Origin of the sequence: Cellulomonas sp. C5510 (assembly GCF_019797765.1) — a bacterium.
Taxonomy (GTDB): domain Bacteria; phylum Actinomycetota; class Actinomycetes; order Actinomycetales; family Cellulomonadaceae; genus Cellulomonas.
In genome coordinates, this window is record NZ_CP081863.1 from 1 (window position 1) to 25,824 (window position 25,824).

Annotated in this window: 23 protein-coding genes, 1 pseudogene and 1 other annotated feature; of the genes and pseudogenes, 13 read left to right on the forward strand and 11 right to left on the reverse strand. The window is 70.3% G+C overall.

The features are described from left to right. Positions 1 to 65 precede the first annotated feature (65 nt). The 3 genes from K5O09_RS18425 (at position 66) to K5O09_RS18435 (ending at position 3,523) form a co-directional block, all read left to right on the forward strand. Entirely contained in the window at positions 66 to 2,006 is a 1,941-nt protein-coding gene (locus K5O09_RS18425) for a cation-translocating P-type ATPase (protein ID WP_013882305.1), read from the forward strand. An 82-nt stretch (positions 2,007 to 2,088) separates the two neighbouring features. Beyond that, entirely contained in the window at positions 2,089 to 2,517 is a 429-nt protein-coding gene (locus K5O09_RS18430; RefSeq protein ID WP_013882304.1) for a cupin domain-containing protein, read from the forward strand. Between the two features lie 91 nt (positions 2,518 to 2,608). Further along, positions 2,609 to 3,523, forward strand: a complete 915-nt coding sequence (locus tag K5O09_RS18435; protein ID WP_013882303.1) for an NADP-dependent oxidoreductase — start codon at positions 2,609 to 2,611, stop codon at positions 3,521 to 3,523. Positions 3,524 to 3,996: 473 nt separating this feature from the next. Here the strand turns inward: K5O09_RS18435 and K5O09_RS18440 are convergent, their stop codons facing one another. From K5O09_RS18440 to merA, 5 genes are all read right to left on the reverse strand, one after another. After that, on the reverse strand, positions 3,997 to 4,911 hold the full coding sequence (locus K5O09_RS18440; RefSeq protein WP_171201712.1) for an AAA family ATPase: 915 nt from the start codon (positions 4,909 to 4,911) through the stop codon (positions 3,997 to 3,999). Further along, positions 4,898 to 5,689 (reverse strand): Mu transposase C-terminal domain-containing protein, encoded by a 792-nt coding sequence (locus tag K5O09_RS19370; RefSeq protein WP_239073676.1) that lies wholly within the window; start codon positions 5,687 to 5,689, stop codon positions 4,898 to 4,900. The genes K5O09_RS18440 and K5O09_RS19370 overlap by 14 nt, the downstream gene beginning before the upstream one ends. After that, complete coding sequence (locus K5O09_RS19375; RefSeq protein WP_239073675.1) at positions 5,611 to 6,363, reverse strand: helix-turn-helix domain-containing protein; 753 nt, start codon at positions 6,361 to 6,363, stop codon at positions 5,611 to 5,613. The genes K5O09_RS19370 and K5O09_RS19375 overlap by 79 nt, the downstream gene beginning before the upstream one ends. A 13-nt stretch (positions 6,364 to 6,376) precedes the next feature. Next, positions 6,377 to 7,006, reverse strand: coding sequence for a recombinase family protein (locus K5O09_RS18450; protein WP_146840845.1), 630 nt, complete (start codon positions 7,004 to 7,006; stop codon positions 6,377 to 6,379). Between the two features lie 398 nt (positions 7,007 to 7,404). After that, a complete protein-coding gene (merA, locus tag K5O09_RS18455; RefSeq protein ID WP_168631479.1) occupies positions 7,405 to 8,775 on the reverse strand; it encodes a mercury(II) reductase in 1,371 nt (456 codons plus the stop codon). An 81-nt stretch (positions 8,776 to 8,856) separates the two neighbouring features. Between merA and K5O09_RS18460 the strand changes: the two genes are divergently transcribed. The 10 genes and pseudogenes from K5O09_RS18460 (at position 8,857) to K5O09_RS18505 (ending at position 17,858) form a co-directional block, all read left to right on the forward strand. Beyond that, positions 8,857 to 9,255 (forward strand): heavy metal-responsive transcriptional regulator, encoded by a 399-nt coding sequence (locus K5O09_RS18460; protein WP_013884816.1) that lies wholly within the window; start codon positions 8,857 to 8,859, stop codon positions 9,253 to 9,255. A gap of 267 nt (positions 9,256 to 9,522) precedes the next feature. After that, positions 9,523 to 9,882 (forward strand): helix-turn-helix transcriptional regulator, encoded by a 360-nt coding sequence (locus K5O09_RS18465; RefSeq protein ID WP_090034559.1) that lies wholly within the window; start codon positions 9,523 to 9,525, stop codon positions 9,880 to 9,882. Next, positions 9,879 to 10,478: a cadmium resistance transporter gene (locus K5O09_RS18470; protein WP_013115601.1), complete on the forward strand. Its 600-nt coding sequence runs from the start codon at positions 9,879 to 9,881 to the stop codon at positions 10,476 to 10,478. Before K5O09_RS18465 ends, K5O09_RS18470 begins: the two co-directional genes overlap by 4 nt. 108 nt (positions 10,479 to 10,586) lie before the next feature. Further along, positions 10,587 to 11,824 (forward strand): IS3 family transposase gene (locus K5O09_RS18475; RefSeq protein ID WP_239073674.1). Its coding sequence is split into 2 segments (ribosomal slippage): positions 10,587 to 10,866 and positions 10,866 to 11,824, totalling 1,239 coding nucleotides; the frame shifts between segments, so codons are not numbered across the junction. Then, positions 10,865 to 10,978, forward strand: a sequence feature (AL1L pseudoknot). It overlaps the preceding gene by 114 nt. Before the next feature lie 48 nt (positions 11,825 to 11,872). Further along, positions 11,873 to 12,049: pseudogene (locus tag K5O09_RS18480) on the forward strand (DUF305 domain-containing protein); the annotation flags it as partial. Between the two features lie 699 nt (positions 12,050 to 12,748). Then, positions 12,749 to 13,150 carry a four-helix bundle copper-binding protein gene (locus K5O09_RS18485; protein WP_094180445.1) on the forward strand — a complete coding sequence of 134 codons (402 nt, stop codon included), beginning with the start codon at positions 12,749 to 12,751 and terminating at the stop codon, positions 13,148 to 13,150. Positions 13,151 to 13,295: 145 nt separating this feature from the next. Continuing rightward, on the forward strand, positions 13,296 to 14,111 hold the full coding sequence (locus K5O09_RS18490) for an IS3 family transposase (protein WP_168631478.1): 816 nt from the start codon (positions 13,296 to 13,298) through the stop codon (positions 14,109 to 14,111). 163 nt (positions 14,112 to 14,274) lie between these two features. Further along, complete coding sequence (locus tag K5O09_RS18495; protein ID WP_168631525.1) at positions 14,275 to 14,811, forward strand: DUF305 domain-containing protein; 537 nt, start codon at positions 14,275 to 14,277, stop codon at positions 14,809 to 14,811. A gap of 131 nt (positions 14,812 to 14,942) precedes the next feature. Further along, the gene (locus K5O09_RS18500) at positions 14,943 to 17,225 is read left to right on the forward strand and encodes a heavy metal translocating P-type ATPase (RefSeq protein ID WP_222172924.1); all 2,283 of its coding nucleotides are present in this window, start codon (positions 14,943 to 14,945) and stop codon (positions 17,223 to 17,225) included. A gap of 132 nt (positions 17,226 to 17,357) precedes the next feature. Beyond that, the gene (locus K5O09_RS18505; protein ID WP_222172925.1) at positions 17,358 to 17,858 is read left to right on the forward strand and encodes a CueP family metal-binding protein; all 501 of its coding nucleotides are present in this window, start codon (positions 17,358 to 17,360) and stop codon (positions 17,856 to 17,858) included. Between the two features lie 254 nt (positions 17,859 to 18,112). Here K5O09_RS18505 and K5O09_RS18510 read toward each other — a convergent pair whose 3' ends face one another. The 6 genes from K5O09_RS18510 to K5O09_RS18535 form a co-directional block, all read right to left on the reverse strand. Beyond that, a complete protein-coding gene (locus K5O09_RS18510) occupies positions 18,113 to 18,373 on the reverse strand; it encodes a hypothetical protein (protein WP_222172926.1) in 261 nt (86 codons plus the stop codon). 37 nt (positions 18,374 to 18,410) lie between these two features. Further along, the gene (locus tag K5O09_RS18515; RefSeq protein ID WP_255596440.1) at positions 18,411 to 19,151 is read right to left on the reverse strand and encodes a DUF4913 domain-containing protein; all 741 of its coding nucleotides are present in this window, start codon (positions 19,149 to 19,151) and stop codon (positions 18,411 to 18,413) included. A gap of 86 nt (positions 19,152 to 19,237) precedes the next feature. Beyond that, complete coding sequence (locus K5O09_RS18520) at positions 19,238 to 21,004, reverse strand: type IV secretory system conjugative DNA transfer family protein (RefSeq protein ID WP_168631476.1); 1,767 nt, start codon at positions 21,002 to 21,004, stop codon at positions 19,238 to 19,240. Further along, a complete protein-coding gene (locus K5O09_RS18525; protein WP_370635589.1) occupies positions 21,001 to 22,566 on the reverse strand; it encodes an ATP/GTP-binding protein in 1,566 nt (521 codons plus the stop codon). Before K5O09_RS18525 ends, K5O09_RS18520 begins: the two co-directional genes overlap by 4 nt. Before the next feature lie 44 nt (positions 22,567 to 22,610). Further along, on the reverse strand, positions 22,611 to 24,095 hold the full coding sequence (locus K5O09_RS18530) for an SCO6880 family protein (protein WP_203767588.1): 1,485 nt from the start codon (positions 24,093 to 24,095) through the stop codon (positions 22,611 to 22,613). Positions 24,096 to 24,097: 2 nt separating this feature from the next. Next, positions 24,098 to 25,801 (reverse strand): hypothetical protein, encoded by a 1,704-nt coding sequence (locus tag K5O09_RS18535; RefSeq protein ID WP_168631474.1) that lies wholly within the window; start codon positions 25,799 to 25,801, stop codon positions 24,098 to 24,100. Positions 25,802 to 25,824: the final 23 nt, after the last annotated feature.

Here is a 25,824-nt window from a genome sequence, read left to right on the forward strand (position 1 = left end):
TCTTCATAATGTCGTTGTCAGCACCCCGAACTGGGGTTGGACAGCTACAGGAAGGTCGAACAGCTATGAACAAGCTGCAGCAGTGGTGGTACGGCAGGTGGGCGATCCCAGTGGTCTCCGGGGCGCTGATCCTCATCTCGTTCTTCGTGGCCCGCGGCCTCGGTTCCGATGCGTGGAGCAACGCCTTCATGGTGGCCGCCGCCGTGGTCGCGGGTACCCCGATCGTGACCAAGGCAGCCCGGGCGCTCATGGCCCGGGTCATCGGCATCGACCTGCTGGTCTCGGTGGCCGCGATCGGCGCGGTGATCATCGGGGAGTACTGGGAGGCCGCCGCGGTGACCTTCCTCTTCGCCATCGGGCACGCCCTGGAGTCCGCAACGCTGAACAAGACCCGCTCGGCACTGGCCGAGCTGGTGGCCGTGGCCCCAGACGTGGCCGTGGTCATGCGCGACGGCGTGCAGGTGGAGGTGCCCGCTGCGAGCGTGGCCATGGGCGAGATCGTCCTGGTCAAGAACGGCGCTAAGGTCCCGGTGGACGGCGAGGTCGTGGCCGGCACCGGCGCCCTGGACGAGGCCTCCATCACCGGGGAGTCCATCCCCGTGGAGAAGTCCAAGGGCGACCACGTCTTCGCCGGAACCGTCGCCAAGGGTGGGTTCCTCCAGGTGCTCGCCACCGGCATCGGCGCCGACACCACGCTGGCCCGCATCATCCACCGCGTCGAAGACGCCCAGGACGCCAAGGCCAAGACCGCCCAGTTCATGGACCGGTTCTCCGCCTGGTACACCCCGGCCATCATGGTCCTGGCCCTCGTGGTCGGACTCATCACCGGTGACGTCGTGCTCGGGCTGACCCTGCTGGTCATCGGCTGCCCCGGCGCGCTGGTCATCTCCATCCCGGTCTCCATCGTCGCCGGCATCGGCCGGGCCGCCAAGGACGGCATCCTCATCAAGGGTGGGGAGTACCTGGAGACCTCCGGCAAGATCACCGCCGTCGCGGTGGACAAGACCGGCACCCTGACCAAGGGCCGCCCGCACCTGACCGACGTCGTCGTCCTGGCCCCAGCCATGGATCGCGCCCAGGTGCTGACCTGGGCAGCCCGGGCCGAGGCCGGCTCCGAGCACCCGCTCGCCCGACCCATCCTGGAGGCAGCAGCCGCGGAGGGGCTGGCCACGTCGGGGCTGCCCGAGGTCACCGAGCCCGTGCCTGGCAAGGGCATCACTGCCACCATCGGCGGGCGCCGGGTCCTCATCGGCAACGTGGCGCTGCTGGAGCAGTACGGCGTCGCGGACACTGTTGGCGCCGGGCAGGCCGCTGAGGAGCTCGCCGCAGCGGGCAGGACGGCGATGATCGTGGCCGTGGAGGATGCGGTGGCTGGTGTGGTCGCGGTGGCTGATGAGGTCCGTCCCGACGCGGCGCAGATGGTCGCCCGTCTGCACGACGCCGGGGTGAAGAAGGTGGTCATGCTCACCGGTGACGCCCCGCTGGTGGCGAAGGCAGTTGGTGCGGCGACCGGGGTCGATGAGGTCCGCGCCGGCCTGCTGCCCGAGGACAAGCTCGACGCGGTCGCGGACCTGCAGCGTCAAGGTCACGTGGTGGCCATGGTCGGCGACGGCGTCAACGACGCCCCCGCCCTGGCAACGGCCAACATCGGCGTGGCCATGGGCGCCGCCGGCTCTGCCGTCGCCGTGGAGACTGCGGACATCGCCCTCATGGGCGACAACCTGCTCAAGCTCCCCGAGGCCGTCGGCCTGGCCCGGCGCACCGTGAACAACATGCGCCAGAACATCACCATCGCCCTGGTCACCGTGGCCGCCCTGCTGGCCGGCGTCCTCCTGGGCGGGGTGACTATGGCCATCGGGATGCTCGTCCACGAAGCTTCGGTCCTGGTCGTCATTATCAACGCCATGCGCCTGCTGCGCCGCCACCAGGACACCACCAGCGCCGTGGCGACAGCGCCGGCGCAGAGCACCACCACCGAGGCACAGGCAATGGCCCGCCGCCCGTAAGCAGCACCGGACCAGGACACCTCAACGCCAGCCGTCCCGGCCCGCCGCTGGAAATCAGCACTACCTCAGGAGGAAACACCAGGTGAGCACCGAAGAACACTTCACCATCGAAGGCAACATCGAGCACTTCACCATCGCCGACGTCGCCCAGGACAACCCCGACTTCCGCCGGGTGCTATGGACCGGTCAGCACGCCCAGATCGTCATCATGACCATTCCCCCGGGTAGTGAGATCGGTGATGAGGTCCACCAGAACACCGACCAGATCCTCACCTTCATCAGCGGAACCGGTCAGGCAGACCTCAACGGCCATACCCACCCGATCGAGGCCGGTGACCAGTGCGCCATCCCAGCCGGCACCCGGCACAACTTCCGCAACACCGGTGCTGAGCCACTCGTGCTCTACACCGTTTATGCCCCGCCCGAGCACGCCGCCGACGGTGCCTACCCGACCAAGAACGAGGCCGACGCCGCCGAGGCAGCCGGGCAGGACGAGCCCCCCACCGCCTGACGAGCACACCAACCACCGGCTGAAGCGGCCGGCCAGGTCAGGGACCACACTCGGCTCGTTCAGCGACCAACAAGAAGGAAGAAGCAACCCCATGTCCAAGGTGTACGTATTCAATGACTTCGGTGGCCCGGAGAACCAGCAGCTGGTCGACCGCCCGGCCCCCCCGCCGGGCCCGGGCGAGCTGGCGGTCAAGGTCCGCGCCGCCGGCGTCAACCCAATCGACCACAAGATCCGCTCCGGAGCTCTGGGCACCGACCTACCGCTGCCGGCCCCCATGGGTCAGGAGGTCGCCGGCGTCGTCACCACCATCGGCGACGGCGTGGAAGGCTTCGCGGTGGGCGATGCGATCCTCGGTCCGGTCGCCCCCGGATACGGGGCCTTTGCCCAGGACACCATCGTGCGGGCCACCGAGGCGGTGGCCAAGCCCGAGGAGATCTCCTTCGCCGACGCCGCCACCATCCCCGTCGCAGCAGCCACCGCCTACGACGCCACCCACCAGATCGAGCTCGAAGCCGGCCAGACGCTCCTGATCCTCGGCGCCGGCGGCGGCGTCGGGCTCATGGCCGCCCAGATCGGCCGGGTCCACCAGTTCACCGTCATCGGCATCGCCTCGGAGACCAAGCGCCAAATCGTCGAGTCCACCGGGGCCACCTTCGTCCCCTCCGGGAAGGGCGTGGCCGACCGTGTGCGCGAGGTCGCCCCCGAGGGATTGGACCTTATCGTCGACCTGGTCGGCGGGGATGCCCTGCGCCAGGTCGCCGCACTGGCCACCAGCCCCTCGCGCATCATCTCCGCCGCCGACCCCGCGACGGCCACCGAGATCGGCGGCTCCGCCCTCGAGCGCACCAGCGAGGCCATGGCCAAGATCACCGGGGTCATCGAGTACGGCCTCGTCGACCCCCACGTCACCGCCCGCTACCCCCTCGAACAAGCCGGCGAGGCCATCGTCGCAGTCGAGACTGGCCACACCACCGGCAAGACCGTCATCGAGCCCTACAGCGCCTGACGCGGGCCGACCGGTAGCACCTGTGAAGCAGCCTTGCGCTACTGGCCCGTTGAAAGGTGTGCGCCTCGCCTCTACAGCCGCAACCCGCCTCGATATGGGTCACCAGGCTGCGGCGCGGCTGCTATTGACGGGAGAATCGCACCTACACGTCCCGCAGGACGGTGCGCCTGACGATGAAGGTTTGATGAGGTTTCTGTGGCGCGCCGCGTCAATGACTGAGCAGGTAAGGGACGCTACGGAAGGAAACTCGACCGCTGCGGTGGGGAGTTTCCGCATAGGGGTCGGGATGTACGGCGAGACAGGTATCTCTGAGGGGGTACAGGCGATCGGAGGAGACGGCGATGAGCACCATGCCGCATGGCGGGATGCACGGCCAGCACCACGAGGACACCCATACCGAACTGGGCCTGGATTGTGGCCCACAGGGATATGTGGCCGTAGATCACCTGTGCTCTGTGTCCGGGCACCTTCGCTCAGTGCCCGATGAGGAGGGCCTCGCGGGCCGCTTCGACGACCTCCGGTGTCACCGTCGGGAGGTGGTTGATCTGGCGGATGCGTTCAATCTGAGTGAGGAGTCGGTCGACGAGGCGGAAGTTGCCGCCGGTGACGCGGGCGACCGTGGTGATGGCGGCGGCCTGAGCCAAGTCGTCTTCGTCCGGGTGCTTATCTGATTGCCAGCGGCGGGTGAGGACGGCGGTGAGCTCGTCGGGCCCCAGTGATCGGTACTCGTGGGCGAAGCCGATCCTGCTGTAGAGCTGGGGGTAACGGGCCAGGCGCTTCTCGATCCCGGGCATGCCGATCAGGATGACGCCGAGGCGGTGTCGGTCGTAGTAGTCGCGGACTTGCTCCAGCCCGACGGTTCTAAGCCGGTCGGCTTCGTCGATGATGAGCAGCTCGGTGAGCGCAGAGCCCGCTGAGGCCGGGTGCACGAAGGGGTCGACCTTGCCGTACTGGTGGTAGTCGACGGCGTAGGAGATCTCCTGGCACGCGCGGGGCAAGGCCCGGTCGACTTCGCGGGTGCTCGCGTTGACCGTGGGCGTCCAGAACGCGGTCCGCGCCTGCAGGACGCGTTCGGGCACGGCACCGGGATCGGTGCCGCTGGTGAGGGTGTGCTGCCAACGCGCCCAGTGATCCGTGCCGGCGTAGTGGCGAGCAGACAGGGTCTTGCCAACCCCGGGCGGCCCCCAGCACAGCCCGACGTGGCGGTGGCGTCGCACGGTGTCGGCGAACTCTGCGAACCGCCGGTGCTCCTTCGTGACCAAGAAGGAGACCTGCTCCTCACGCGGCGCCGGCGGGACAAGCTCACCCAGTCCTCTGGTCAGGAAGCGCCGGCCGTCGTCGTTCTTGCCGAGGATGCTCCGGTCGGGGGCAGGTTCAGTCGTTGGCATAGGTCCGCAGCCTGTGACGAGGGACGGGCGGCTCGGCCGGCGGACGCTGCCCGTCCACGCCCGGCAAGCCCGCGGGCTGCACCACGGCGTAGTGGTGATCCGCGGGCAAGGCGTCGGCCAGACTCCGACGCTCGCGCAGCTCCTTCTTCAGCGCCCGCCGTCTGGCGACGCGAGCGTCCTGCAGCTGCTCCAGCGTGACTGCTTCGCGGGCGAGCTCAGGTGCGATCGCCCGGCACAGGTACTTATCGCAGTAGTAGACGCGGACCTCGGCTGCGTCGCGGGGGTCGTAGCGGATGGTGACGCTCTCTCCGACGTAGGCGGCGAGCACCGGGCTGATGTACCGGGTGCCGGAGAAGCGGATCCCGTCACGTTGGACGATGCGGCTGGTAGCCGCCGTGAGCAGGAGCGTGTCGAGGTCCTCCGGGTGGGCTGGGCTGCGAGGGATCCAACCGTCGGCGAGCCAGCGGACCACGGGCGGCTGCCGGGTCTCGGAGTGCGGCCGGCTGTGATACTCCTCGACGACGAAGCGCTCGACTGCGCTGTCGAGCTCGGCGAGGGTGAGCTGCGGCGGTGTGGTGGGTTGCCCGCCGGTGCCGTGCGGGATGTACCCCGGCAGGTGCGGCAGCAGCTCGGTGGTGATGGTCCTGAAGAGGCGCTCGATCTTGCCGCGGCCTTGCGGGACCCCGATCCGGGAGTGGATCAGGCTGACGTGGGTGTCGAGGCAGACCCGCTCGAGCCGGCTGCTGGTGAAGTCGCTGCCGTGGTCGCTGTAGAGCACGTCGGGTAGGCCTTGGACCGGCCAGGCAGGGTTGCCCTTCGCGATGACGGCCTGGTGCAGCGCGAGGGCCGTCCGCTCGGCGCTCGGCGCGCCGAGGAAGAGCGTGTAGCCGGCGACGGCACGCGAGTAGTCTCCAGCACTACCGTCAGCCACGGTCGTGCCGGGCGTCGGTGGGCATCGAGGATCTGCACGTCGAGCAGCGTGTGGTCGGCCTGCCACTGTTCGTTCGGGCGGGCCGCCGAGCGCCGGTAGACCAGCTCGAACCGATCCCGATAGGCGGTGTCGCCACCCGTCGCAAGGGTGCGCAGACCTGGGTCGATGCTGGTGACGATGTCGCGCACCGTGGAGTAGCTCGGCGGAGCCAGCCCGCGGTCGCGCGCCATGTCAGCGATCCGGCGGTGCACGAACGCGGTCGTCGGGGCGGGCCGGCGTAGAGCCAACGCCTCGACGGCCGCGATGAGGTCGTCGGGCAGCCGGCGCTGGCCGGCGTCGCTGCGCCGTCGACGTTCCAGTGAATCGACGGTCCCGTCGGCCCGGTAGGTCGTTGCCCACCGGCGCAGCGTGCGTTCCGGGATGCCAGCGTGCTCAGCCAGGCGGGTCAGCGGCACTCCGTCCTGGAGGTGCTGGCACAGCAGCAAGGCCTTCTGCTGGGCCGTCAACCGAGCCGAGACCATCGCTGTCTCCTTGCTACCTCGCGGACTCCGCTGCCGCCTGCTCGGTCGCCGGCGCAGCGGTGAGGTGCTCGACGGCCCGAGGCGGCAGGTGGCGGTACAGGCTGGTGCGGGCGATCCCCGTCTTGGCGACGATCTCCGCGATGGAGTGGCCGGCCTCACGCAGGTGGGCGGCGTAGGCGAGCTTGTCAGCGTCGACCAGGACGGGTCGGCCAATCCGCCGGCCCTTGGCTGTGGCAACAGCTCGAGCGTGGGCGGCGCGCTCGACGGTGTAGGTCCGTTCCATCTGCGCGAACAGGGCCAGCAGGACGACCGCGAGCTGTCCCATCGGGTCGCTGGGGTTCGCGGAGTCGACCTTGATCGGGTCCGCGAGGTTGCGGACCCCGACGCCGCGGTCGGTGAGGTCGTGGATCAGGTTGAGGGTGTCGCGCACCGTGCGCCCCAGGCGGTCCAGGGTGTGCACGACGATGACGTCGCCCTCACGGGCGTACTCCAACACCGCCCGGAGGCCCGGCCGGTCGGTGGTCGCGCCGGACTTCTTGTCCAAAAAGATCTTGTCCCGTGCGACGCCGGCCGCCACGAGCGCCTCGACCTGCCGGTCAAGGTCCTGCTTCGCCGTCGAGACGCGTGCGTAGCCCAACTCCACCGGCCCAACGTACCGAAGGTCGTCTCTGTACGGAACCAACGGGACGCGATTTCGGGACCTACTTCTGGCACGGCGCGTCAGCCGTGCCGCCTCGGCTCGAACAAGTCTTGGACCGCTCGTCCCACTTCCAAGGAAGTGGGACAGGCTCAACTCTGTCTGACGCGTTGACCCAGCCTGGCCCTGTGTCTTCTGGTGCGGGAGTGGGAGCATCGCGTGATGAGCCAGGACTCGAGGGAGTGCTCGTGCTGCGGGCGCAGCAAGCCGCGCCGCGCTCTTCATGCGTTGGACGGCGGGGCGTCGTACATCTGTCGGCCTTGCGGCCTATGGGTGGCCCTGAGGCTGAAGGGCGACACTGTCGGCGCGGGCTCGCACGAGCCGTGACGCGCCGGCTCGGGTGCCTATGCGCAGCAGCTCGTGGGCAGCGCTGAGCGGAACAAGCCGGCGGCGATGCGCAGGGCTTCGCTCATCGTTAGGTAGGGGGCCCAAGTGTCGGCGAGGTCGTCCACGGTGAGGCCGAACTTGATCGCGTAGGTCGCTGCGAGCATCAGTTCGCCTGCGCCGTCCAGGGCAGCGTGCACCCCGAGGATCTTGCGGCTCTCGGCGTCGATGACGAGCTTGAGGACACCGCGGGTGTCCTGGTTGACCAGGGCGCGCGGGATGTCTTGCGCTCCTAGGACGCGGCATTCGCAGGCGTGCCCAGCGGCGAGAGCTTGGTCCTCCGTCAGTCCCGCGCTGGCGATCTGGGGCGTGGTGAAGGTGACGCCGGGCAGCCCTCGATAGTCCACTGCTGAGGGCTGGCCGAGCGCGCCGGCTGCGGCGACGTGTCCTGTCTGGGCTGCGACGTAGACGTACTGCGGGACGCCGGACACGTCCCCGGCCGCGAAGACCCGTGGGTTGGTGGTCCGCTGGTTCTCGTCGACGACGACGAAGCCGCGCCTGTCAGTAGCAACACCTGCTGCATTGAGAGCCAGGTCGGACGTGTCGGCGAAGCGCCCGGTCGCCACGAGCAACCGCTGGCCCGTCAGCCGCCTCTCGCTCCCGGTCCGGACCTCAACGCCGTCGTGAGTCGCCCGCACCTCCGTCGCGCGCTCCTGCACCACGGTGATGCCCTCGTCCTGAAACACGCCGAGCAACACGTCTGCAACCTCCGGCTCCGCGTGGGGCGCGAAGCGTCCGACGATGGTGACGGCGACACCGAGGTGCGCCCACAGCTGGGCCTGCTCGAGCCCGACATACCCGGCGCCGAGCACCACCATGGATGCGGGTAGGTCCTGCTGCTCCATCGCGGTGGTGGAGGTCAGGTACGCCACGTCACCCAACCCCGGGAGGTCCGGGATGTGTGCTGCCACGCCGGTGGCCACGACGTACCCGTGCCGTGCTCGCAGGGCCTGGCCGTCGACCTGCAGTGTCTCTTGGTCGATGAAGCGTGCGTGGCCCTGCAGGATCGGGAAGCCGTGGGCGTCGGCGACGTCGGCGTACTTCGCTTGGCGCAGGCGGTCGATCAAGGCCTGCTTCTGCTCCATCAGGGCGCCCAAGGCGACCGGGCCCGCGCTGGTGGAGATGCCTTCAAAGGGGTGCGTGGCCGCACGGTGGCGCTGCCCGGCGGCGGCGAGGAGGTTCTTGCTGGGCACGCAACCGATGTTCAGGCAGGTCCCGCCTAGCGGCCCGTGCTCGACGAGCAAGACGCTGTTGCCGCGGGACCGTGCCTCGATGCCCGCGGCCATCGCAGCGCCGCCGGTCCCGATGACGATCAGGTCGTACTCGTCCATGGCATTCTCCTCGCGCGCGCGGACAGGTCATCGGACGGTAGACGTTCCAGTGCGGGGGAAGGTCAAGGTCTACGGTTGACCATGCGCATCGGAGAGCTGGCCGCCACGGCCGGCGTGACGACCAAGACGATCCGCTACTACGAGAGCGCCGGCGTGCTGCCAGCGCCGGCTCGCCAAGCGTCGGGCTACCGGGAGTACGACCACCGGGCGGTCGACCGGCTGGCGTTCGTGAAGGCCGCGCAGGCGGCCGGGCTGACCCTGGCGGAGATCGTCGACGTCGTCTCTGCCCGCGAAAGCGCCGGCGCACCGTGCGCACACGTCGCGGCAGTGCTCGAACAGCACGCCCACGATCTTGAGCGGCGGATCGCCGAGCTCACGACTCTGTTAACCCAGGTGCGCCAGCTCAGCGCGCGGGCAAAGACTCTGCACCCTGACCAGTGCACCCCCGCCCAGGTCTGTCACCTCATCCCCACCGCCTGAAGCATCCGCCGTACCTGCGCGCGAACGCCGCAGCGCAGTCAGCCGCAAGGTGCACACATGATCACGGCGCCGCCGATGGCTGCCTCTGGGCCGTAGCCCCCCGTCGATGTCATGGGCCCAGCTCAACCGCCACATTGCGGCGACAGATTCCCGCCACCCAGCGCTGAAAGCCACAGACGCGCGCCGCCCGGCCCTCCGGCGCGTGTAGCGGAATCGTTCGTTTGCGGCACAGGCTGCCGGTTCAGTCAGTGCTGTATAGTTCAGCACATGCTGAGCATTGCTACTCGCCTGGACGTGATGAACCGGTTGGGCCGGGCAATGGCCGACCCAACACGGTCACGGCTCCTGATGGCGTTGTTGGAGCGGCCCGCCTATCCGGCAGAGCTGGCACGCGACCTCGGGCTGACGCGCTCGAACGTGTCGAACCATCTGGCTTGCCTGCGCGACTGCGGCATCGTGGTCGCCGAGCCCGAGGGCCGCCAGACACGTTACGAGATCGCCGACCCGCACCTGGCACGGGCGCTCAACGCACTGGTCGAGGTCACCCTCGCCGTGAACGAGAACGCTCCCTGCATCGATCCTGCCTGCCCTGTTCCCGGGTGCGCCAACGCGGAGCCTGACGCGTGATCGTTTCCTCGGTCCTGCAGGCGATCGGCCTGTTCGTTGCCACCAACATCGACGACATCATCGTGCTCTCGCTGTTCTTCGCCCGGGGCGCAGGGCAACGCGGGACGACGGCCCGGATCACCGCAGGCCAGTACCTCGGGTTCGCCGGCATCCTGGGCACCGCCGTGCTCGTGTCACTGGGCGCGGGAGCATTCCTTCCTGAAGAAGCCATCCCCTACTTCGGGCTCATCCCCCTGGCCCTAGGCCTGTGGGCCGCATGGCGGGCCTGGCGCGGGAGCGACGACGATGACGATGACGCCAAGGTTGAGGGCAAGAACGTCGGCGTCTTGACCGTCGCCGCGGTCACCTTCGCCAACGGAGGAGACAACATCGGCGTCTACGTCCCGGTCTTCCTCAACGTGGGACCCGTAGCCGTGGTCGCCTACTGTGTCGTCTTCCTCCTGCTCGTCGCGATCCTCGTCATGCTGGCCAAGTTCATCGCCACGCGCCGACCGATCGCCGAAGTCCTCGAACGCTGGGAACACGTGCTGTTCCCGATCGTTCTGATCGGCCTGGGCATCGTCATCCTCGTCAGCGGCGGAGCCTTCGGCCTCTGACGCCCTGCCCCGGCCCATGACGCATCTCGGTTGAGAGACTGCACGCACGGAGCGAAGTGAACCGCCCCGGCTTCCATGGAGGCTCTCAATCCCCGGAGGATGAGAGTCATGGCTGCACCGAGGAAGTACCCGGACGAGCTGCGGGAGCGGGCGATCCGGTTGGTGATCGAGGCGAAGCGGGATCCGGCGACGAGGCCGGCGGCGTGCTTGCGGATCGGTGAGCAGCTCGGGATCAATCCCGAGACGCTGCGTGGGTGGGTGCAGCGCGCCGAGATCGACGCGGGCGAGCGGCCGGGTACGACCACGAGCGATGCGCAGCGCATGGCCGAGCTCGAGCGCGAGAACCGTGAGCTGCGGCGGGCGAACGCGATCTTGAAGGCGGCGTCGGCTTTCTTCGCGGCGGAGCTCGACCGCCCGCAGGTCAGGTAGTGGCGTTCATCGACGCCCATAAGGACGAGTTCGGGGTCGAGCCGATCTGCCGCCTGTTGCAGGTCGCCCCGAGCACGTACTACGCCGCCAAGACGCGCCCGCCCTCCGCGCGCGCGGTCGCTGACGCCGCGCTGAGTGAGGTGATCACGGTCGAGCACGCTGCGAACTACGGCGTCTACGGGGCTCGGAAGATGTGGAAGCACCTGCATCGGGCCGGGCACATGGTCGCCCGCTGCACCGTCGAACGGCTCATGCGCGACGCCGGGCTGCGCGGGGTCGTGCGTGGCCGCGCGAAGCGGACCACGATCCCGGCCAAGGACGGGGTGCGCGCCGGGGACCTGGTCAACCGGGCGTTCCACGCCGAGGCGCCGAACCAGCTGTGGGTCGCGGACTTCACCTACGTGCGGACGTGGGCCGGCTTCAGCTACGTCGCGTTCGTCATCGATGTCTACTCGCGGATGATCGTGGGCTGGAAGGCCGACACCCGCATGCGCGCCGACCTGGTCACCGACGCCCTGGAGATGGCCGCCTGGGCCCGCGGTCGGGCCGGGGTCGCCGACCTGACCGGGCTGATCCACCACAGCGACGCGGGAGCTCAGTACGTCTCTCTGGCCCTGACCGAGCGGCTCGCGGCGCTCGGCATGCGCGCCTCGATCGGGTCGGTGGCCGATGCGTATGACAACGCGATGGCCGAGTCCACGATCGGGCTGTTCAAGAACGAGCTCATCCGTCGCCGCGGCCCCTGGCGCACCCTCGACGACGTCGAGATGGCCACCCTGGAGTACGTCGACTGGTTCAACAACCGACGCCTGCACACCGAACTCGGCGACGTCCCACCCGCCGAACAGGAAGCCCTCTACTACCGTCAGAACCCGGCCGTCACGACAGCCGAAACCAGAGAACCGAGCCTCCACTGAACCCGGCCGTCACGACAGCCGAAACCAGAGAACCGAGCCTCCACTGAACCCGGGGCGGTTCAGTTCCTCGAGCTCATGGTCGCCCACCACCGCGGCGCCGTCGAGATGGCCCAGGCCCAGATCGGCGAGGGCGCAGACCCCGACGCCCTGGCACTCGCCCGGACGATCAGGGACGACCAGAACATAGAGATCACCGAGATGGAGAACCTGCTGCGGTCCCTCTGAGCAGCCCGCAGCACGACCGGCAGGAGGCCACCCCGCACGAAAAGGTGGCCTCCTGTCGCGTGCGTCTGCCACCGGCGCTGCGGCGAAGCGCTAGGTGCGGACGTACCGTCGCCCGGTGCCGAACTCCCCGTTTGACAAGGAAGAACCTGCCCGGCCTCACCGCGTGCAGTCTGTGTGCCGGAGAGACCCTGGGCGAAGCTGACACCGCCCCGGGTGGCCAGCTGCAGCGCCTGAGGCACCTGGCCGACTCCGGCGTGGCTCGCCTGACGACCGTCGACTGCCTCGACGCGTGCGATCGCGGCGACGTCGTGGTCGCTCGTCCGTCCGGTGCATGCCGCCGCACCGGCGCACGACCGGTGTGGTTCGAACGCCTCGCCGGGGATGAAGTCACCGGCGAGCTCGCGCGCTGGCTCCGGTGCGGCGGTCCGGGCGTCGCGCGACTGCCCGACCGACTCGTCGGCAACGTCATCCAGCGCTCTGACCCCGTGCCCGCCGGCCCTGCGGCGTAGCCGTCGGATTCACGGCCTGACGCGCGTTCGCCCTTGCGCGGCCGTCCGCCGGAGAGACCCTCATCGAACCTTCATGGCGGCGCCGTCCCTCTCACCGCGCGAACACGCGGCCCTGTCCATAGCGTCGAAAGGGTCCCCGCGGCGCACGAGCGATCGATGTGCCGCACGATCCGCAAATCAGGAGGCCGTCGTGAAGACCACGCAGATGCTCGACACCTACCCCGCGACCATCAACCTCGACCGCCAGCTGCTGGCTCGCGTCATCGAGTCCCTGGTCGCCTGCTCGCAGGCGTGTACCGCGTGCGCGGACGCGTGTCTGAGTGAGGAGATGGTCGCCGACCTGCGCAAGTGCATCCGGTCCAACCTCGACTGCGCCGACAGCTGCGCGGCCACGGCGCGGATCCTGTCCCGCCACACCGGCTATGACGCCAACATCACCCGGGCTCACCTCGAGGCCTGCATCGCCGCGTGCCGGGCCTGCGGCGACGAGTGCGAGCAGCACGCGGGCATGCACGAGCACTGCCGCATCTGCGCCGAGGCGTGCCGGGACTGCGAGGCCGCCTGCGCCGAGCTCCTCGCGGCCATCCGCTGAGCCCGTCCACGCGGTGCCGGCGGGCATCCCGCCCGCAGCACCCCGTGAGTCCGTCCGACACCCCGGCAGGTAGGAGCGAGAGGAGCCTGACCCGCTTCCCCGGACACCTGTCCTGAGGTGACGATGTCATCTCCGAGAGGAGTCCTTGTGCCTGCAGCCAAGCCGGTCCGGCTACTACGACTGGCAGGTCCGACCCCCGTCCGCCCGAGCGGTCGCCGACGCCGAGCTGACGGCCACGATCGTGGCAGTCCACCAGATGTCGCGGTGCTCCTACGGCGCCCCGCGGGTCCATGCCGAGCTGCGCCTGGGCATGGGCATCGCCTGCGGCCGCAAGAGGGTCGCGCGGCTGATGCGGGCCGCGCAGGTCAGCGGCATCAGCCACCGGCGCAAGCGCGCTCGTCACCACCCGGCGCCGGCCCCGCACGAGGACCTGGTCCAGCGCCGGTTCGTCGCCGACGGTCCGGACCGGTTGTGGTGCACCGACATCACCGAGCACCCGACGAACACCGGGAAGGTCTACTGCGCCGCGGTCCTGGACGTGTTCACCCGCAAGATCGTCGGGTGGTCGATCGCGGACCACATGCGCTCCGAGCTCGTCGTCGACGCGCTGCAGATGGCGATCTGGACCCGCCGGCCGGGGCCCGGCGCGATCGTCCACGCAGACCGCGGAGCCCAGTACACGTCGTGGATCTTCGGCCACCGGCTGCGCTCGGCCGGCCTGCTCGGATCCATGGGGCGGGTCGCCTCGAGCGTGGACAACACGATGATGGAGTCCTTCCGGTCGACCATGCAGCGCGAGCTCCTGGACCGCCGCTCCTGGGCCTGCCGCGAGGAGCTCGCCGCGGCGATCTTCGAATGGATCGAAGGCTTCTACAACCCTCTCCGGCGCCACTCCGGCCTGGACTACCGGTCCCCGAACGACTTCGAGGACCTTCACACCGCCGCCACCGCGGCGGCATGATCACCCAACCCGAACTGTCCGGGAAACCGGGTCAGGCTCCAGACGAGGAGACGCAGCGATGTCCGTGCAGCGTGAGCACGATGGCGAGTCGATGAACGACGAGCACGACGGTGACGGCGCCCATCACGGGGGTGAGCGGCACGGCGGTGGGCAGGGCCATCAGATGAAGGGCATGTACCTGCGGTTCGCCGCCATGATCCTCACGGCCATGGTGGTCATGTACTGGGTGATGTTCGTCGGCTCGTGGGAGCTGGATCACGTCCGGTTCAGCCAGAGCCGGGTCTTCATGGCGGTCACCATGGGCGGCACGATGGGGCTGATCATGCTCGCCTGGATGCTGAACATGTACAAGAACGCGAAGGCGAACATCGCCGTGGTCGCCGTCAGCGTGCTGCTCCTTGCCGGCGGCGTCGCCCTCGACCGCAGCCAGGTCACGGTCGGCGACACCGCATTCATGCGCGCGATGATCCCGCACCACTCCCTGGCTATCACCCGCTCCGAGCGGGCCCAGATCGACGACGTCCGGGTGTGCGAGCTCGCCGTCGATATCATCGAGGCTCAGCAGCGGGAGATCGCCGAGATGGACTGGCTCATCGAGGACATCGAGCGCAAGGGCATCGCAGCAACGGCGGCCGAGGCCGACGCGCGCCCCGTACCGGACTTCGAGGGCACCGCGCTGCGCTCGTGCCCGACCCCCTGACCTGACCCGCTCGGCGTCGAGGTGCCCCCGAGCCGGGAATACCGGCCATGAGCACGCCGTTGGCTGCTCATATACCCCCTGGGGGTATTTTTGCGCAGATGACGGTGGAGCACGGGTCGAGGAGAAGAGCCATGAGCAACGCGCACCAGGGCCACGACGTGCACGGCGAACGACGCAGCAGCGCGAGCCAGCGGCACGAGCTGTCCGTCGAGGACACTGATCCGCTGGCTCACGACCGCCACGGTGGGCACGACGCCGGCCAGATGGAGCACGAGGGCCACCACATGCCCGCGCATGTGGATGGGCACGACGCCGAGCACCGGCCCTCCGCGAGCCACCATGGCGAGCACATAGGCGCCGAGGGTGGCCACGGCGGGCACGGGGCACACGGCGGTGGTCACGGTGACCACGTCGCCCTGTTCCGGCGCCTGTTCTGGATCAACCTCGCGCTCGCCGTGCCGACGGTCCTGCTCAGCGGGATGTTCGCCGACCTGCTCGGCTATGCCCTCCCCGACGTCCCGGGGCTCACCTGGGTCGCGCCGGCCCTCGGCACCGTGATCTACCTGTGGGGCGGACGGCCGTTCCTCACCGGAGCGGTCGCTGAGTTCCGGGCCCGCAAGCCGGGGATGATGCTGCTCATCGGGATGGCGATCACCGTGGCGTTCGTCGCCTCCTGGGGCGCGACCCTCGGGGTGCTCTCGCACGAGCTGGACTTCTGGTGGGAGCTGGCCCTGCTGGTCGTGATCATGCTGCTCGGCCACTGGCTGGAGATGCGGTCCCTGGCGCAGACCTCCTCCGCTCTGGACTCCCTGGCGGCGCTGCTGCCGGACGAGGCGGAGAAGGTCGACGGCGACTCCGTCGTCACGGTCGCTCCGTCCTCGCTCGCCCTGGGGGACGTCGTCATCGTCCGCCCGGGCGGCCGGGTGCCGGCCGACGGGCAGGTCGTCGAGGGCGCTGCCGACGTCGACGAGTCGATGATCACGGGCGAGTCGCGGCCGGTGTTCCGGACCGTCGGCGACCAGGTCGTCGCGGGAACCGTCTCGACCGACAGCGCCCTGCGCGTGAGGGTCGACGCCGTCGGTGACTCGACCGTGCTGGCCGGGATCCGACGACTGGTCGCCCAGGCGCAGTCGTCCACGACGCGTGCGCAGCTGCTGGCCGACCGCGCCGCCGGGTGGCTGTTCTGGTTCGCCCTGATCGCCGCCGTCATCACGGTCGCGATCTGGAGCGCCGTCGGGACACCGGACTTCGCGATCATCCGCGCCATCACGGTGCTCGTCATCGCCTGCCCGCACGCCCTCGGGCTCGCCATCCCGCTGGTGGTGTCGATCTCCACCGAACGCGCTGCCCGGGGTGGCGTGCTGGTCAAGGACCGTGCCGCACTCGAGCGGATGCGCGTGGTCGACACCGTCCTGTTCGACAAGACCGGGACGCTCACCAAGGGCGAGCCCGCCGTGCACGATGTCGCGACGACCGGGATCGGTGACGACGAGCTCCTCGCGCTGGCCGCCGCCGCGGAAGCCGACAGCGAGCACCCGCTGGCACGTGCGATCACCGCCGCAGCACACCATCGAGGGCTCACGGTGCCGCGCGCCGAGGACTTCCAGGCCTCGACGGCTGTCGGAGTCTCCGTCACCGTGGACGGACGCTGGGTCGCCGTCGGCGGCCCGAACCTCCTGGCCGAGCAGGGGCTCGATCCTCTGCCGGTGACCCAGCCCTGGTCCGACCGCGGACAGATCGTCCTGCACGTCGTGGTCGACGGCCGCGTGGCCGGAGCGCTAGGGCTCGCCGACGAGGTACGTCAGGAGTCCCGCGAGGCGGTCGACGCCCTTCACGCCCTCGGCATCCGCGTAGTGATGATCACCGGTGACGCCGAGCCGGTGGCCAAGGCCGTGGGGACGGAACTCGGCATCGATCAGGTCTTCGCGGGCGTCCGCCCGGAGGACAAGAGCAGCACGGTGGCCTCCCTGCAGGGTGAGGGGCGGACCGTGGCGATGGTGGGTGACGGCGTCAACGACGCGCCCGCCCTCGCGCAGGCCGACGTCGGCGTCGCCATCGGTGCCGGCACGGACGTGGCCATCGCCTCGGCCGGGGTCATCCTCGCCTCCGACGACCCCCGGTCTGTCCTGTCCGTCATCCAGCTCTCCCGTGAGGGCTACCGGAAGATGAAGCAGAACCTGTGGTGGGCCGCCGGCTACAACATCGCCGCCGTGCCCCTCGCCGCCGGAGTCCTCGCGCCGGTGGGGTTCGTCCTGCCGATGGAGATCGGCGCGATCCTCATGTCCCTGTCCACGGTCGTCGTGGCCGCGAACGCCCAGCTCCTGCGGCGTCTTGACCTGAGCCCACAGGCCTCGACAGCCGCAGCGCACGGGGCCCAGCGCGTCGGACCGCGGACAGCGGTGCCAGCTGCCTGAGCAGACGACCCCTTCATCGAATCTTCATCGCCGACGGGCCTTCGGTCGGCGGAGCCGCGCACGACGGTGAGCGAGGATCTTCACATGCGTTCTTGACTCCGCCTCGCCGCCGTCGTCGTTGCTGCCACCGCTGTGCTCGCCGGCTGCTCCGCCACCTCGGATGACGACGTCCTCGCCGACCTCGGGCTCGACGGCCTGACCGGTCAGGAGATCGTCACGCGACTCGACACCTCGACGGACAGCCTGCCGCTGAACTTCACGGCCTCCGTGCGCGAGGACGAGGTCCTCGTCGGCGACGGGACCGCCGAGGTCGCCGTGCCCCTCGACGAGGGCGAGTTCTACGTCTCGATCGCGCCGTACATCGAGACGACGCACGAGTGCTACTTCCACAGCCTCGCGACCTGCCAGGGCGAGTTGGTCGACGAACCGGTGGAGGTCACGATCACCGACGCCGACGGTGTTGTCCTCGTCGAGGAGAGCGCCACGACCTACTCCAACGGGTTCGTCGGCTACTGGCTCCCTGAAGACGTCGAGGGAACGATCGAGATCACTCAGGGCGACCTGAGCGGCAACGTTCCGTTCAGCACGACCGAGGGCAGCCCGACCTGTGTGACCACCCTCCAACTCACCTGATCGACACGGCCGCTCCGAGCGGGCTCGGCCTCCGGTCGCCGTCGACGCACAGAAGCCGGGGGTGTTGCTCAGCTCCGCGGCATTGGGCCGAGGTTGGCCGCAGCAACCACAGGTCCGAGTCGCGGGCGACAGTGCACCGCTGCGGTGCGGTCATGACCCCGCGCTGTCGAAGAATCACCCCAGCTCCCGGACGGAACGCCCGGCCGGGCACCGCCACTTAGCCTCGGCAGAAGCCCGCCATCTTCCGCTGGAAGTCACAGGACGAGGTGCTCGCCACCGCCGGCCTTCGCGTCCAGGTCGACCCCGGCGGCAACCACTGGGGCCGCCTTGAGACGTGTCGCGCGTGCTGCCTGGGCGCGCCTCGACCTCGCGGACAGGTACGGGTACGCGACGGCGACGAGGCCCGCGCCGAGGGCGATGCTCACCCCGTTCGGCAGCGGGGTGAACCAGCCGAGGGCTACGCCGATCACGGTGCCGGCAGCAGTGCAGAGAACCCAGCGGGCAGGGTCGCTCACAGCGCCCTCCTCGAGTCGAGCGGTCGCGGGCTCGTAGTCACTGGGCACCTGCTCTCTCGTCGGGGTACAGGCCCGCCGGGGGCGGGTCGAAGGTCAGCAGCTCGCGCTCGCCGCGGTGCTCGCCTGGCTTGCAGCCCTTGAGGGGCCCGTCGCTGGCCAGCACGATCGGCATGTGGTGGTCGAGGTGATCGCGCAGCCACACCGACAGGCCGAGCGCCGGGTCCTGGCGCAGCTGCTCCCAGGACAGCCACAGCGCCTGAAGGCGGACGGTCACCTCGGGGTGCTTCCACCACTGCGGGCACCAGGTCGCCGTCTTGCGCCGGTACAGCGGCAGCAGATACTCCTCGACGAACTGGATGACGCTGCCGTAGACGAGCTCCGGCTCCTGGATCGGTGGGGCGATCTCCAGGGCGGCCGCCTGCGCCTTGAGCACCTCCGCCTTCTTGCGCTCGAGGGCGCCACGGGCGCGCTCGAGCGCCACCCGTGCGACGTGGCACTCGGCTTGCCGGTCCTCGATCGCCTCTTCGGTCAGCTGCAGCTTGCGCTCCGCCCGGCGCACCGCTTCGGCGATCTGCGCGCTGCGGGCGTCGCGCGCCCGTTCGCCGGCGACGCGGCCGGCTTCGTGCTCTTCCTGCCGGCGTCGTGCGAGGTCGAGCGCACCAGCCGCGTCCTCCATCGCCCGGGACGCGGCGGCGAGCCTGCGGTCCTCGGTCCGCACCCGGGTCTCGGCTCGCTCCACGGCGGCGTGGGCTCGGTCGATCACGTCGACGTCGCTCACGTCGGGCGCGAACCCGCCGGCCGCCGGCCGAGGGTCGGGCTCTCGTGCCGGGACCGGACTGTCTCCCCAGGACCCCAGATCGATGTTCACGCCGCCACCTCCGCGGGCTCACCTGGCGCCCAGCGCTCGGTCATCTCCGTCAGGCCGTTCGGGTTGTGGCGCTTCCAGGATGCGTTGACCGCGTCGCGGTGCGGGCCGTCCATCCAGGGCACCGGCTTGACCAGCACGGGGCGACAGCCGGCAGCGACGACGACGATGCGGCCGCGCGGGAGCGAGGCCAGGTCCGAGACGTCGAGCACGCGCTCACGTGCCGCCTGCCACGAGGTCGAGCCGCCGTGGCGGGAGCTGCTCACGGAGCGGGTCGTGCGCTCGAACTCACCGATCAGCTGCGAGAGCTTGTCCAGGAAGTCCGGGTCGGCCGTCCCCCCGCCGTAGACCCGCACCGTGGAGGCGTTCCAGAGCTTGAGCATCCCCTCCCGGCCCCACACGGCTACGCCCTGGTCCCAGGACTGGAGGAACGTCTGGACGATGATGCCGCGCGACCCGAAGTGCGAGTACATGTCGGGCAGCTCCTGCCACCGGCACACGTTCGCGGCCTCGTCCAGCACGACGACGAGCGGGGTCGCCAGCCGCCCGTCGCGCAGGTGCTTGGCGTACTCCTCGGCCGCGGTCATGACCGCGACGTTGAGCGCGAGCACGATCGGGCCGGCGGTGCCGACGCCCTCCTTGGACAGGGAGTAGAGCGTGCCCTGAGACCGGACGAACGCGTGCGGGTCGAACTCACGGCGCCCAGGCGAGGGCGTGACCCACTGGGTTGCCTGTGCGTTGAGCAGGAACGAGACGATCTGCTTGGCCGACCCGTACACGCCCGCCCGCTGGCGGTCCGGCAGAGCCAGGACCTCGGCGACGGACGCGGCCATGAGACGGTGGCCGTACTGCTCGAGGAGGTGTTGCGGCTCGTCCTCGGTCGAGTCCGCCAACCACAGGAACACCTCGGTGATCGGCTTGTCACCCCGCGCGGCCGCGAGAAGCAGGCCGGCGAGCAGGTCGCGCGCCGCGCCGTCGAAGTAGGCGTCCGTGCGGGCGCCGGGCTCACGTGTGGCGTCGATGAACACCTTCGCGAGCCGGGTGGCGCTCACCTCGTCGGTGACGAACCGCAGCGGGTTCCACCACCAGGTGACCGGTTCGTCGACGAGGGCCTGCGGGTCGAACACCCACACCTCCTCCCCCGCCCGTGCGGCGCGAACGTCGCGGGTGGCGTCGACCAGGTCGCGCTTGTTCGACGTCGCCATGACCGCGCCGGGGGCGTCGAGGATCGAGGGGATGGCACGGGAGGTCGTCTTGCCGGAGCGGGGACCCCAGATGTCGATGGAGACGTCCTCCCAGCCGGCCCAGACGCTGTACCCGCCCAGCACCGCCGTGCCGACCTTCAGCCCGATCGCGTCGGGGCAGCCGAGGCGCCGTGCCGTCCTGCGGACGTGGGCCTCGCGCAGCGCGTCGACCTGCTTCCCGCGGCCCATGTGCACCGCGGCGCGGTCGACGGGCAGCTTCGCCGGGACCAGCCGCCGGTACCCCGCGGCCGCCGACCACAGCAGCCCGCCGACCAGGGCCAGGAGCAGCAGCGCGCTGATCGTCGCCGTGGTCGACCAGGCCAGCTCCCCACGTGCGAGCCCGGCAAGGACGGACAGGGGGTTACGCCCGGTCGTGGAGTTCCGGTCATGGAGGGCGTCGTCGACGCGCAGCGCGCCCCAGGCGGTGCAGGCAGGAACCGCGAAGAACGCCACCAGGCCGGCGAGCGCGACCGTGCCCGGCTCGAGGTTGCCGGGAGTGGACCGCTTCGTGGGTGCGCTCATGCCACTGCCCGCCCCTCACCGATGCGCGACTGGGCGTGCCAGCGCTTCTGCGTGTCGTTGACGTCGCGTTCGGCGGCCGTCAGGAACGTCCGGAACGGGATCCCGGACCTGCCGCCGACCTTCACCAGGAAGTGCCCGCGGCCGGGAGGTTCGGCCTCCTGGCCGCGCTGGTCGTCCCACGCCGGCGGGTCGGTCCAGCTGATGAGCATGCGCTGCTCGGCCTTGGTGAACGGCACGACCTTGTTCAGCAAGGGCATCTCCGATTCCGGCAGGCCACCGCAGATCACCATGCCGGCGCGCTCGACGAACCCGCGGGCCTTCATCCGGTCGGCGGCGTCGGGGAGCGCCTCGAGGTCGCTCATGGTGTGCGAGGCCATGACCTGCCCCACTCCGAAGGTGCGGTTCAGGCGCGTGAGCGCGTCGACCCGGTCGACCATGCCCGTGCCCGAGCGCAGCGCCTGCCACAGCTCGTCCAGCACGATGAACCGGTGCCGGCGAGGCTCGAGGCCCGCGTCCGCGAGGACCTGGGCCACGGTGACGGAGGCGAACCCGTCTGACCAGCAGGCCATGAGCGCCGCGGCACGCAGATCGGTCTCGGTCTCGTGGATCCCCGAGACGTCGAACACGACGGGGCGGGTGCGGTCGATCGGGGTTGAGGTGGCCTGGGAGAACATCGCCCCGAGGCGCCCGCCCTGCGTCAGCGAGATCAGCGAGGCCTCCAGGTTCTCGGTGATCTCGCGGTAGCGCTCGTCCACTCCACGGTCGACCGCCACATGCCGCAGCTCCTGCGGCATCTCGCGGATGACGTCCAGCAGGTCGCCGAGCACCGGGACTCGGTCCAGGCGCGCGTCGAGCAGCCGCAGGGCCGCGTCGACGATCGCCTCCTCCCGGTCCGTCGGGGACTCCTTGCGGCTGATCGTGAGCAGCGCCGAGACCATCGTGCGGCGCCGCCCGTGCGCGTCGGCCAGAACCTCGTCGGCCAGGTCGTGACGGCCAGCGGCGCGCAGCTGCTCGGCGGCCTGTCGGGACTCTCCCGGGTCCAGGATGTTCAGGAACGAGCGGGCGTGCCCCAGCCGGATCACCTGGCCATCCATCGCCTCGATGACGTCGACCATGTCGGGCTTGAGGTCGCCGAGCACCATCGGCAGCACGCCGTAGGCCGCCAGCCCGACGGCCATGCGCCGGATCACGGTGCTCTTGCCGAGTCCGGGCTTGCCGAGGATGAACGCCGACGGGTTCGCGATCAGGTGTGCGCGCTGGAACCAGCTGATCGGGTCGCAGCAGAGCGTCGCGCCGGTCAGCAGGCTGCGGCCCAGCGGGACGCCGATCATGGGCGTCCCGGCGCCGACCGCGAACGGGAACAGGCCCGGCACCTGAGCTGTAGTCCCCCGCCAGAGCGGGACCTTCGGGATCCCGAATGCGTGACCGCTGCCGCGACCGGACCAGCCCCGGGCCCCGAGGACCCGAACCGCGCGCTTAGCTGCCTTGGCACGCTCACGGCGACGGCGGCCGGGGCCCGTGGGGGTAGGGCCGGACTCCCCCGCCGTGAGCGCTCCGTGCAGGGTCCGGCGGCTCTCGCTGGACTGTCGCCGGCGCAGCCGCAGCATCACGCGACACGCTCCGTAGCCGTGATCATGCTCGCGTACCGCGGCAGGTGCAGGCCGAGCGGGAGCGCTGCCGCGAACGCCGTGTCCTGGGACCCGTACGTCGGCCGAACCATCAGCCGGGCGGCCGCGGTGAGGTTCTGCACGGCGGCCGCCGCCTGCGCCTCTTGGGCTGCGTCCATCACGGTCGCCGTGATGAGCATGCCGAACGAGACCAGGCCCGCACCGGCGGCCTGCTCCGCGGCTGTCTTCTGCGCGGCCTGGTGCGCGCGGTACGCGCCGGCGCCTGCGCGTTCCCCGAGCATCGCTCGGGTCTGACGCACGTCGGCGTCGACCATGGCGGCGGCGCGGGCGGGGTCGTGCGGCGTGTACAGCAGCGTCACGCGCTTGCGAGAGACGTCCCGGTGCGGGGCGAGGACCCCGGACAGGATGTTCGACTGCACGACACCCTGAGGGGCACCAGTCACCATCCACGTGCGCGACAGGCCTGAGTCGTGCCGGTAGTCCTGCCACCCTGCCTCCGCGGCCGCCGGGCCGACGTCGGACCAGGTGAGGTCCACCCGGACGCCCTGGGAGGCGGCCTCGTCGAAGATGACCGCGGAGGCGGGGTCGTAAGCCGTGCGGACCAGCTCGCACAGCTCGGCGGCCGTCGCGGGGTGTGTGGCCCCCGCGCCTGTCGCCTCGAGGGTGCCGGTGAGGTTCGGCAGCTGGGCGGCCAGGTCGCGGCCCAGATCTTCGATCGAGCGCTTGCGGCCCGCGACGCTGCGGGCGAAGGTCAGGGCGACGTACGCGCTGACCTTGTTGGACCCGACCGGGTAGTTGTCGACGACCTCGGCCAGGACCTCCCGAGCGAACGGCGGGGCCGCGGGGTCCAGGTTCAGCGTGACCTCCTGCCGCAGCCTGGTGCCGGTGTCCGGCGCGGTCTCCACCGTGACCGATGCCGCGATCAAGCCGAGGTAGTCGCTGAGGCCGGCGAGCCAGCCGCCGAAGCGCGACACCCACCGGTCCACCTGCTCCTGGTCGACCAGCGAGTCGCCCTCGGGCTGGCTGGCCAGTACGACCGTCACGGTGCCGACGGGGGAGCTGAGTAGCGCGAAGGGGCGCTCGTAGACGTCGACGAACTCCGTCAGGCGAGTCGCGGCGGCGATGCCCGGGAGTTGGCACGTCCCCCAGGGCGTGCGGCCCAGCGGACCGGAACGGTAGAGGTTCGAGCCGCTTGAGCGGGACTCCCACCACCGCACCCTCTCCTTGGTGCGGTCGGCGACGTTCAGCCCGTGCTTGTCGCGCGTCACGGTCATGGCCACGACCGCGGCAACCACTGCGAACGCGAGCAGCGCTGCCAACCACCCCTTGACGTTGGCTACGACGACCACGACGACTAGGCCGACCATCGCGACCATCGTCCCGGCGAAGCTCAGACCGACGAGGCCAGCGCTCGTGGGCTTCTTCCAGTTGCCGTAGCCGGCAACAACACCATCGTTCGACATGGTCACTTCTCCTCACCGGTTACGTCCGTCGCGGTGCGACGGACGGAGTCCACTGCCGCGCTTCCCGCGGCCGTCACAGCGGCGGCGCCCTGCGCGGCGCCTGATCCCGCCCCCGCGCCGCCAGCCATCGGGCCGCCGCTACCGCCGCCGGCCGACGAGCCGCTCAGACCCGGTGCGCCTCCCGAGGTCGGCGTCCCGGCCGGGGCGGGTCCAGCGGGCGCGGTGCCAGCGGGCTGCTCCGAGACCGCAGCGGCCGCGCCCTGGATCGCGCCCTTGACCGCACCCGCGGCCTTCTTCGCGCCATCGACGCCCGCGCCCACTGCGAGGCCGACAGGACCCGCGGCGGCTCCCGCCGCGGCGGCGCCTCCGCCCGCTGCGGCGCCTCCGCCCGCCGCTGCTCTGCCGCTCGCTGCTGCTCCGCCGCCGCCCGCGCTGCCCCCTGCTGGGGTCCCGGGAGCTGGCATCGGGTTCGCCCCCTTGGCTGCGGGCTGCGCTCCGCCTCCGCCTCCGCCGGTGTTCTTGGAGCCGGAGTAGATCTGCCCGCCAGCAGCGATCGCACCCATGCCCGCGGCGGCGCCCATCCCGCCGCCTCCGCTACCGCTCATCGCAGCTGCGACGGCTGGGGCGATCGCCTTGAACAGGGGCGGTAGCGCGAAGAGCGCCATGAGCATGAGCGCGAGGCCGCCGAGGGAGGACACCCAGCCGGTGCCGTCGTCGGCATAGAACGGCGTCGCTGTGAGCATGAACGCGGCCGCGTAGATGAACGCGGCGATCGGCTTGTAGAGCATCCAGCCGAACATCCAGCTCAGGAGTTTGTTCAGCCAGTCCCTGCCGGTGCGCGTGCTGGACCCCGCCGCGGCGGTTGGCAGCAGACCGGCGAACACGACCATCAGCGCAGAGCGCACCACCATCAACACGATCTGCACCGCGGAGGCGAAGATCGCGACGACTGACAGCAGCAGCAGGAGGAACGCGGGCAGTCCCGTCGCGCCGGCGGCGGAGGTGAACACCAGCAGCGTGCTCACCGATCCACCGAAGCACGAGGAGTCGGCCGCTGGCCCGCACGCGAGCGATCCGTTGATCAGCTTGTTGGCCAGCGAGTCCAGGGCGCGGATCAGCAGGTTCATCCCCGTGACCCCCGCGCCCGAAATCACGATCATCGTGATGAGGCCCTGCACCAGGTCGCGGCCCGGCTCGAGGCGGTGGGTCGCGATCATGCGGATGGCGCCGACGATGATGCCCAGCACCATCGCAGCGATCGAGTACCACCACATCGTTCGTTGCAGGTACATCACCGTGTTGGAAGCTGCTTGAGGGCCGCTGCTGACCAGCGCCTGCGCCACGGGGCCGGCGGCGCCGAGCAGCACCGTCGAGAACAGCACGATCGCGAGCCGTTTCGTCGCGAACAGGGCCTCGCCCCGTCGGTGGTTGACCATCGCCATCGCGAAGATCGCGATGAGCGACAGCGCGGCGATCGTGTACCCGAGGAACTGCGCCCAACCGAGCACGGTGACGATCCCCTCGGCGCCGGCCGCGCGCGATCCAGGCTTGACCTTCACGGAGCCGTCTCCGGTCACCAGATCGGGAGTGGGTACCGCGACCCACAGCGTTCCCAGGCCCGCGACCGCGCGACCGGCCGCCTCGGCCGCCTCTCGGGCCATCTGCCCGAGAGTCGACTCCAAGAAGCCGGCCGCCGCCTCGCTCACGTGGCACGTCAGCTCGAACGTCC

What these genes read in the sequence shown, in the direction of transcription:
- K5O09_RS18425 (WP_013882305.1), top strand. Translation starts at nt 66, where the DNA reads ATGAACAAGCTGCAGCAGTGGTGGTACGGCAGGTGGGCGATCCCAGTG.
- K5O09_RS18435 (WP_013882303.1), top strand. Translation starts at nt 2,609, where the DNA reads ATGTCCAAGGTGTACGTATTCAATGACTTCGGTGGCCCGGAGAACCAG.
- K5O09_RS18440 (WP_171201712.1), bottom strand. Translation starts at nt 4,911, where the DNA reads ATGCCAACGACTGAACCTGCCCCCGACCGGAGCATCCTCGGCAAGAAC.
- K5O09_RS19375 (WP_239073675.1), bottom strand. Translation starts at nt 6,363, where the DNA reads ATGGTCTCGGCTCGGTTGACGGCCCAGCAGAAGGCCTTGCTGCTGTGC.
- merA (WP_168631479.1), bottom strand. Translation starts at nt 8,775, where the DNA reads ATGGACGAGTACGACCTGATCGTCATCGGGACCGGCGGCGCTGCGATG.
- K5O09_RS18460 (WP_013884816.1), top strand. Translation starts at nt 8,857, where the DNA reads ATGCGCATCGGAGAGCTGGCCGCCACGGCCGGCGTGACGACCAAGACG.
- K5O09_RS18465 (WP_090034559.1), top strand. Translation starts at nt 9,523, where the DNA reads ATGCTGAGCATTGCTACTCGCCTGGACGTGATGAACCGGTTGGGCCGG.
- K5O09_RS18495 (WP_168631525.1), top strand. Translation starts at nt 14,275, where the DNA reads ATGAAGGGCATGTACCTGCGGTTCGCCGCCATGATCCTCACGGCCATG.
- K5O09_RS18500 (WP_222172924.1), top strand. Translation starts at nt 14,943, where the DNA reads ATGAGCAACGCGCACCAGGGCCACGACGTGCACGGCGAACGACGCAGC.
- K5O09_RS18520 (WP_168631476.1), bottom strand. Translation starts at nt 21,004, where the DNA reads ATGAGCGCACCCACGAAGCGGTCCACTCCCGGCAACCTCGAGCCGGGC.
- K5O09_RS18530 (WP_203767588.1), bottom strand. Translation starts at nt 24,095, where the DNA reads ATGTCGAACGATGGTGTTGTTGCCGGCTACGGCAACTGGAAGAAGCCC.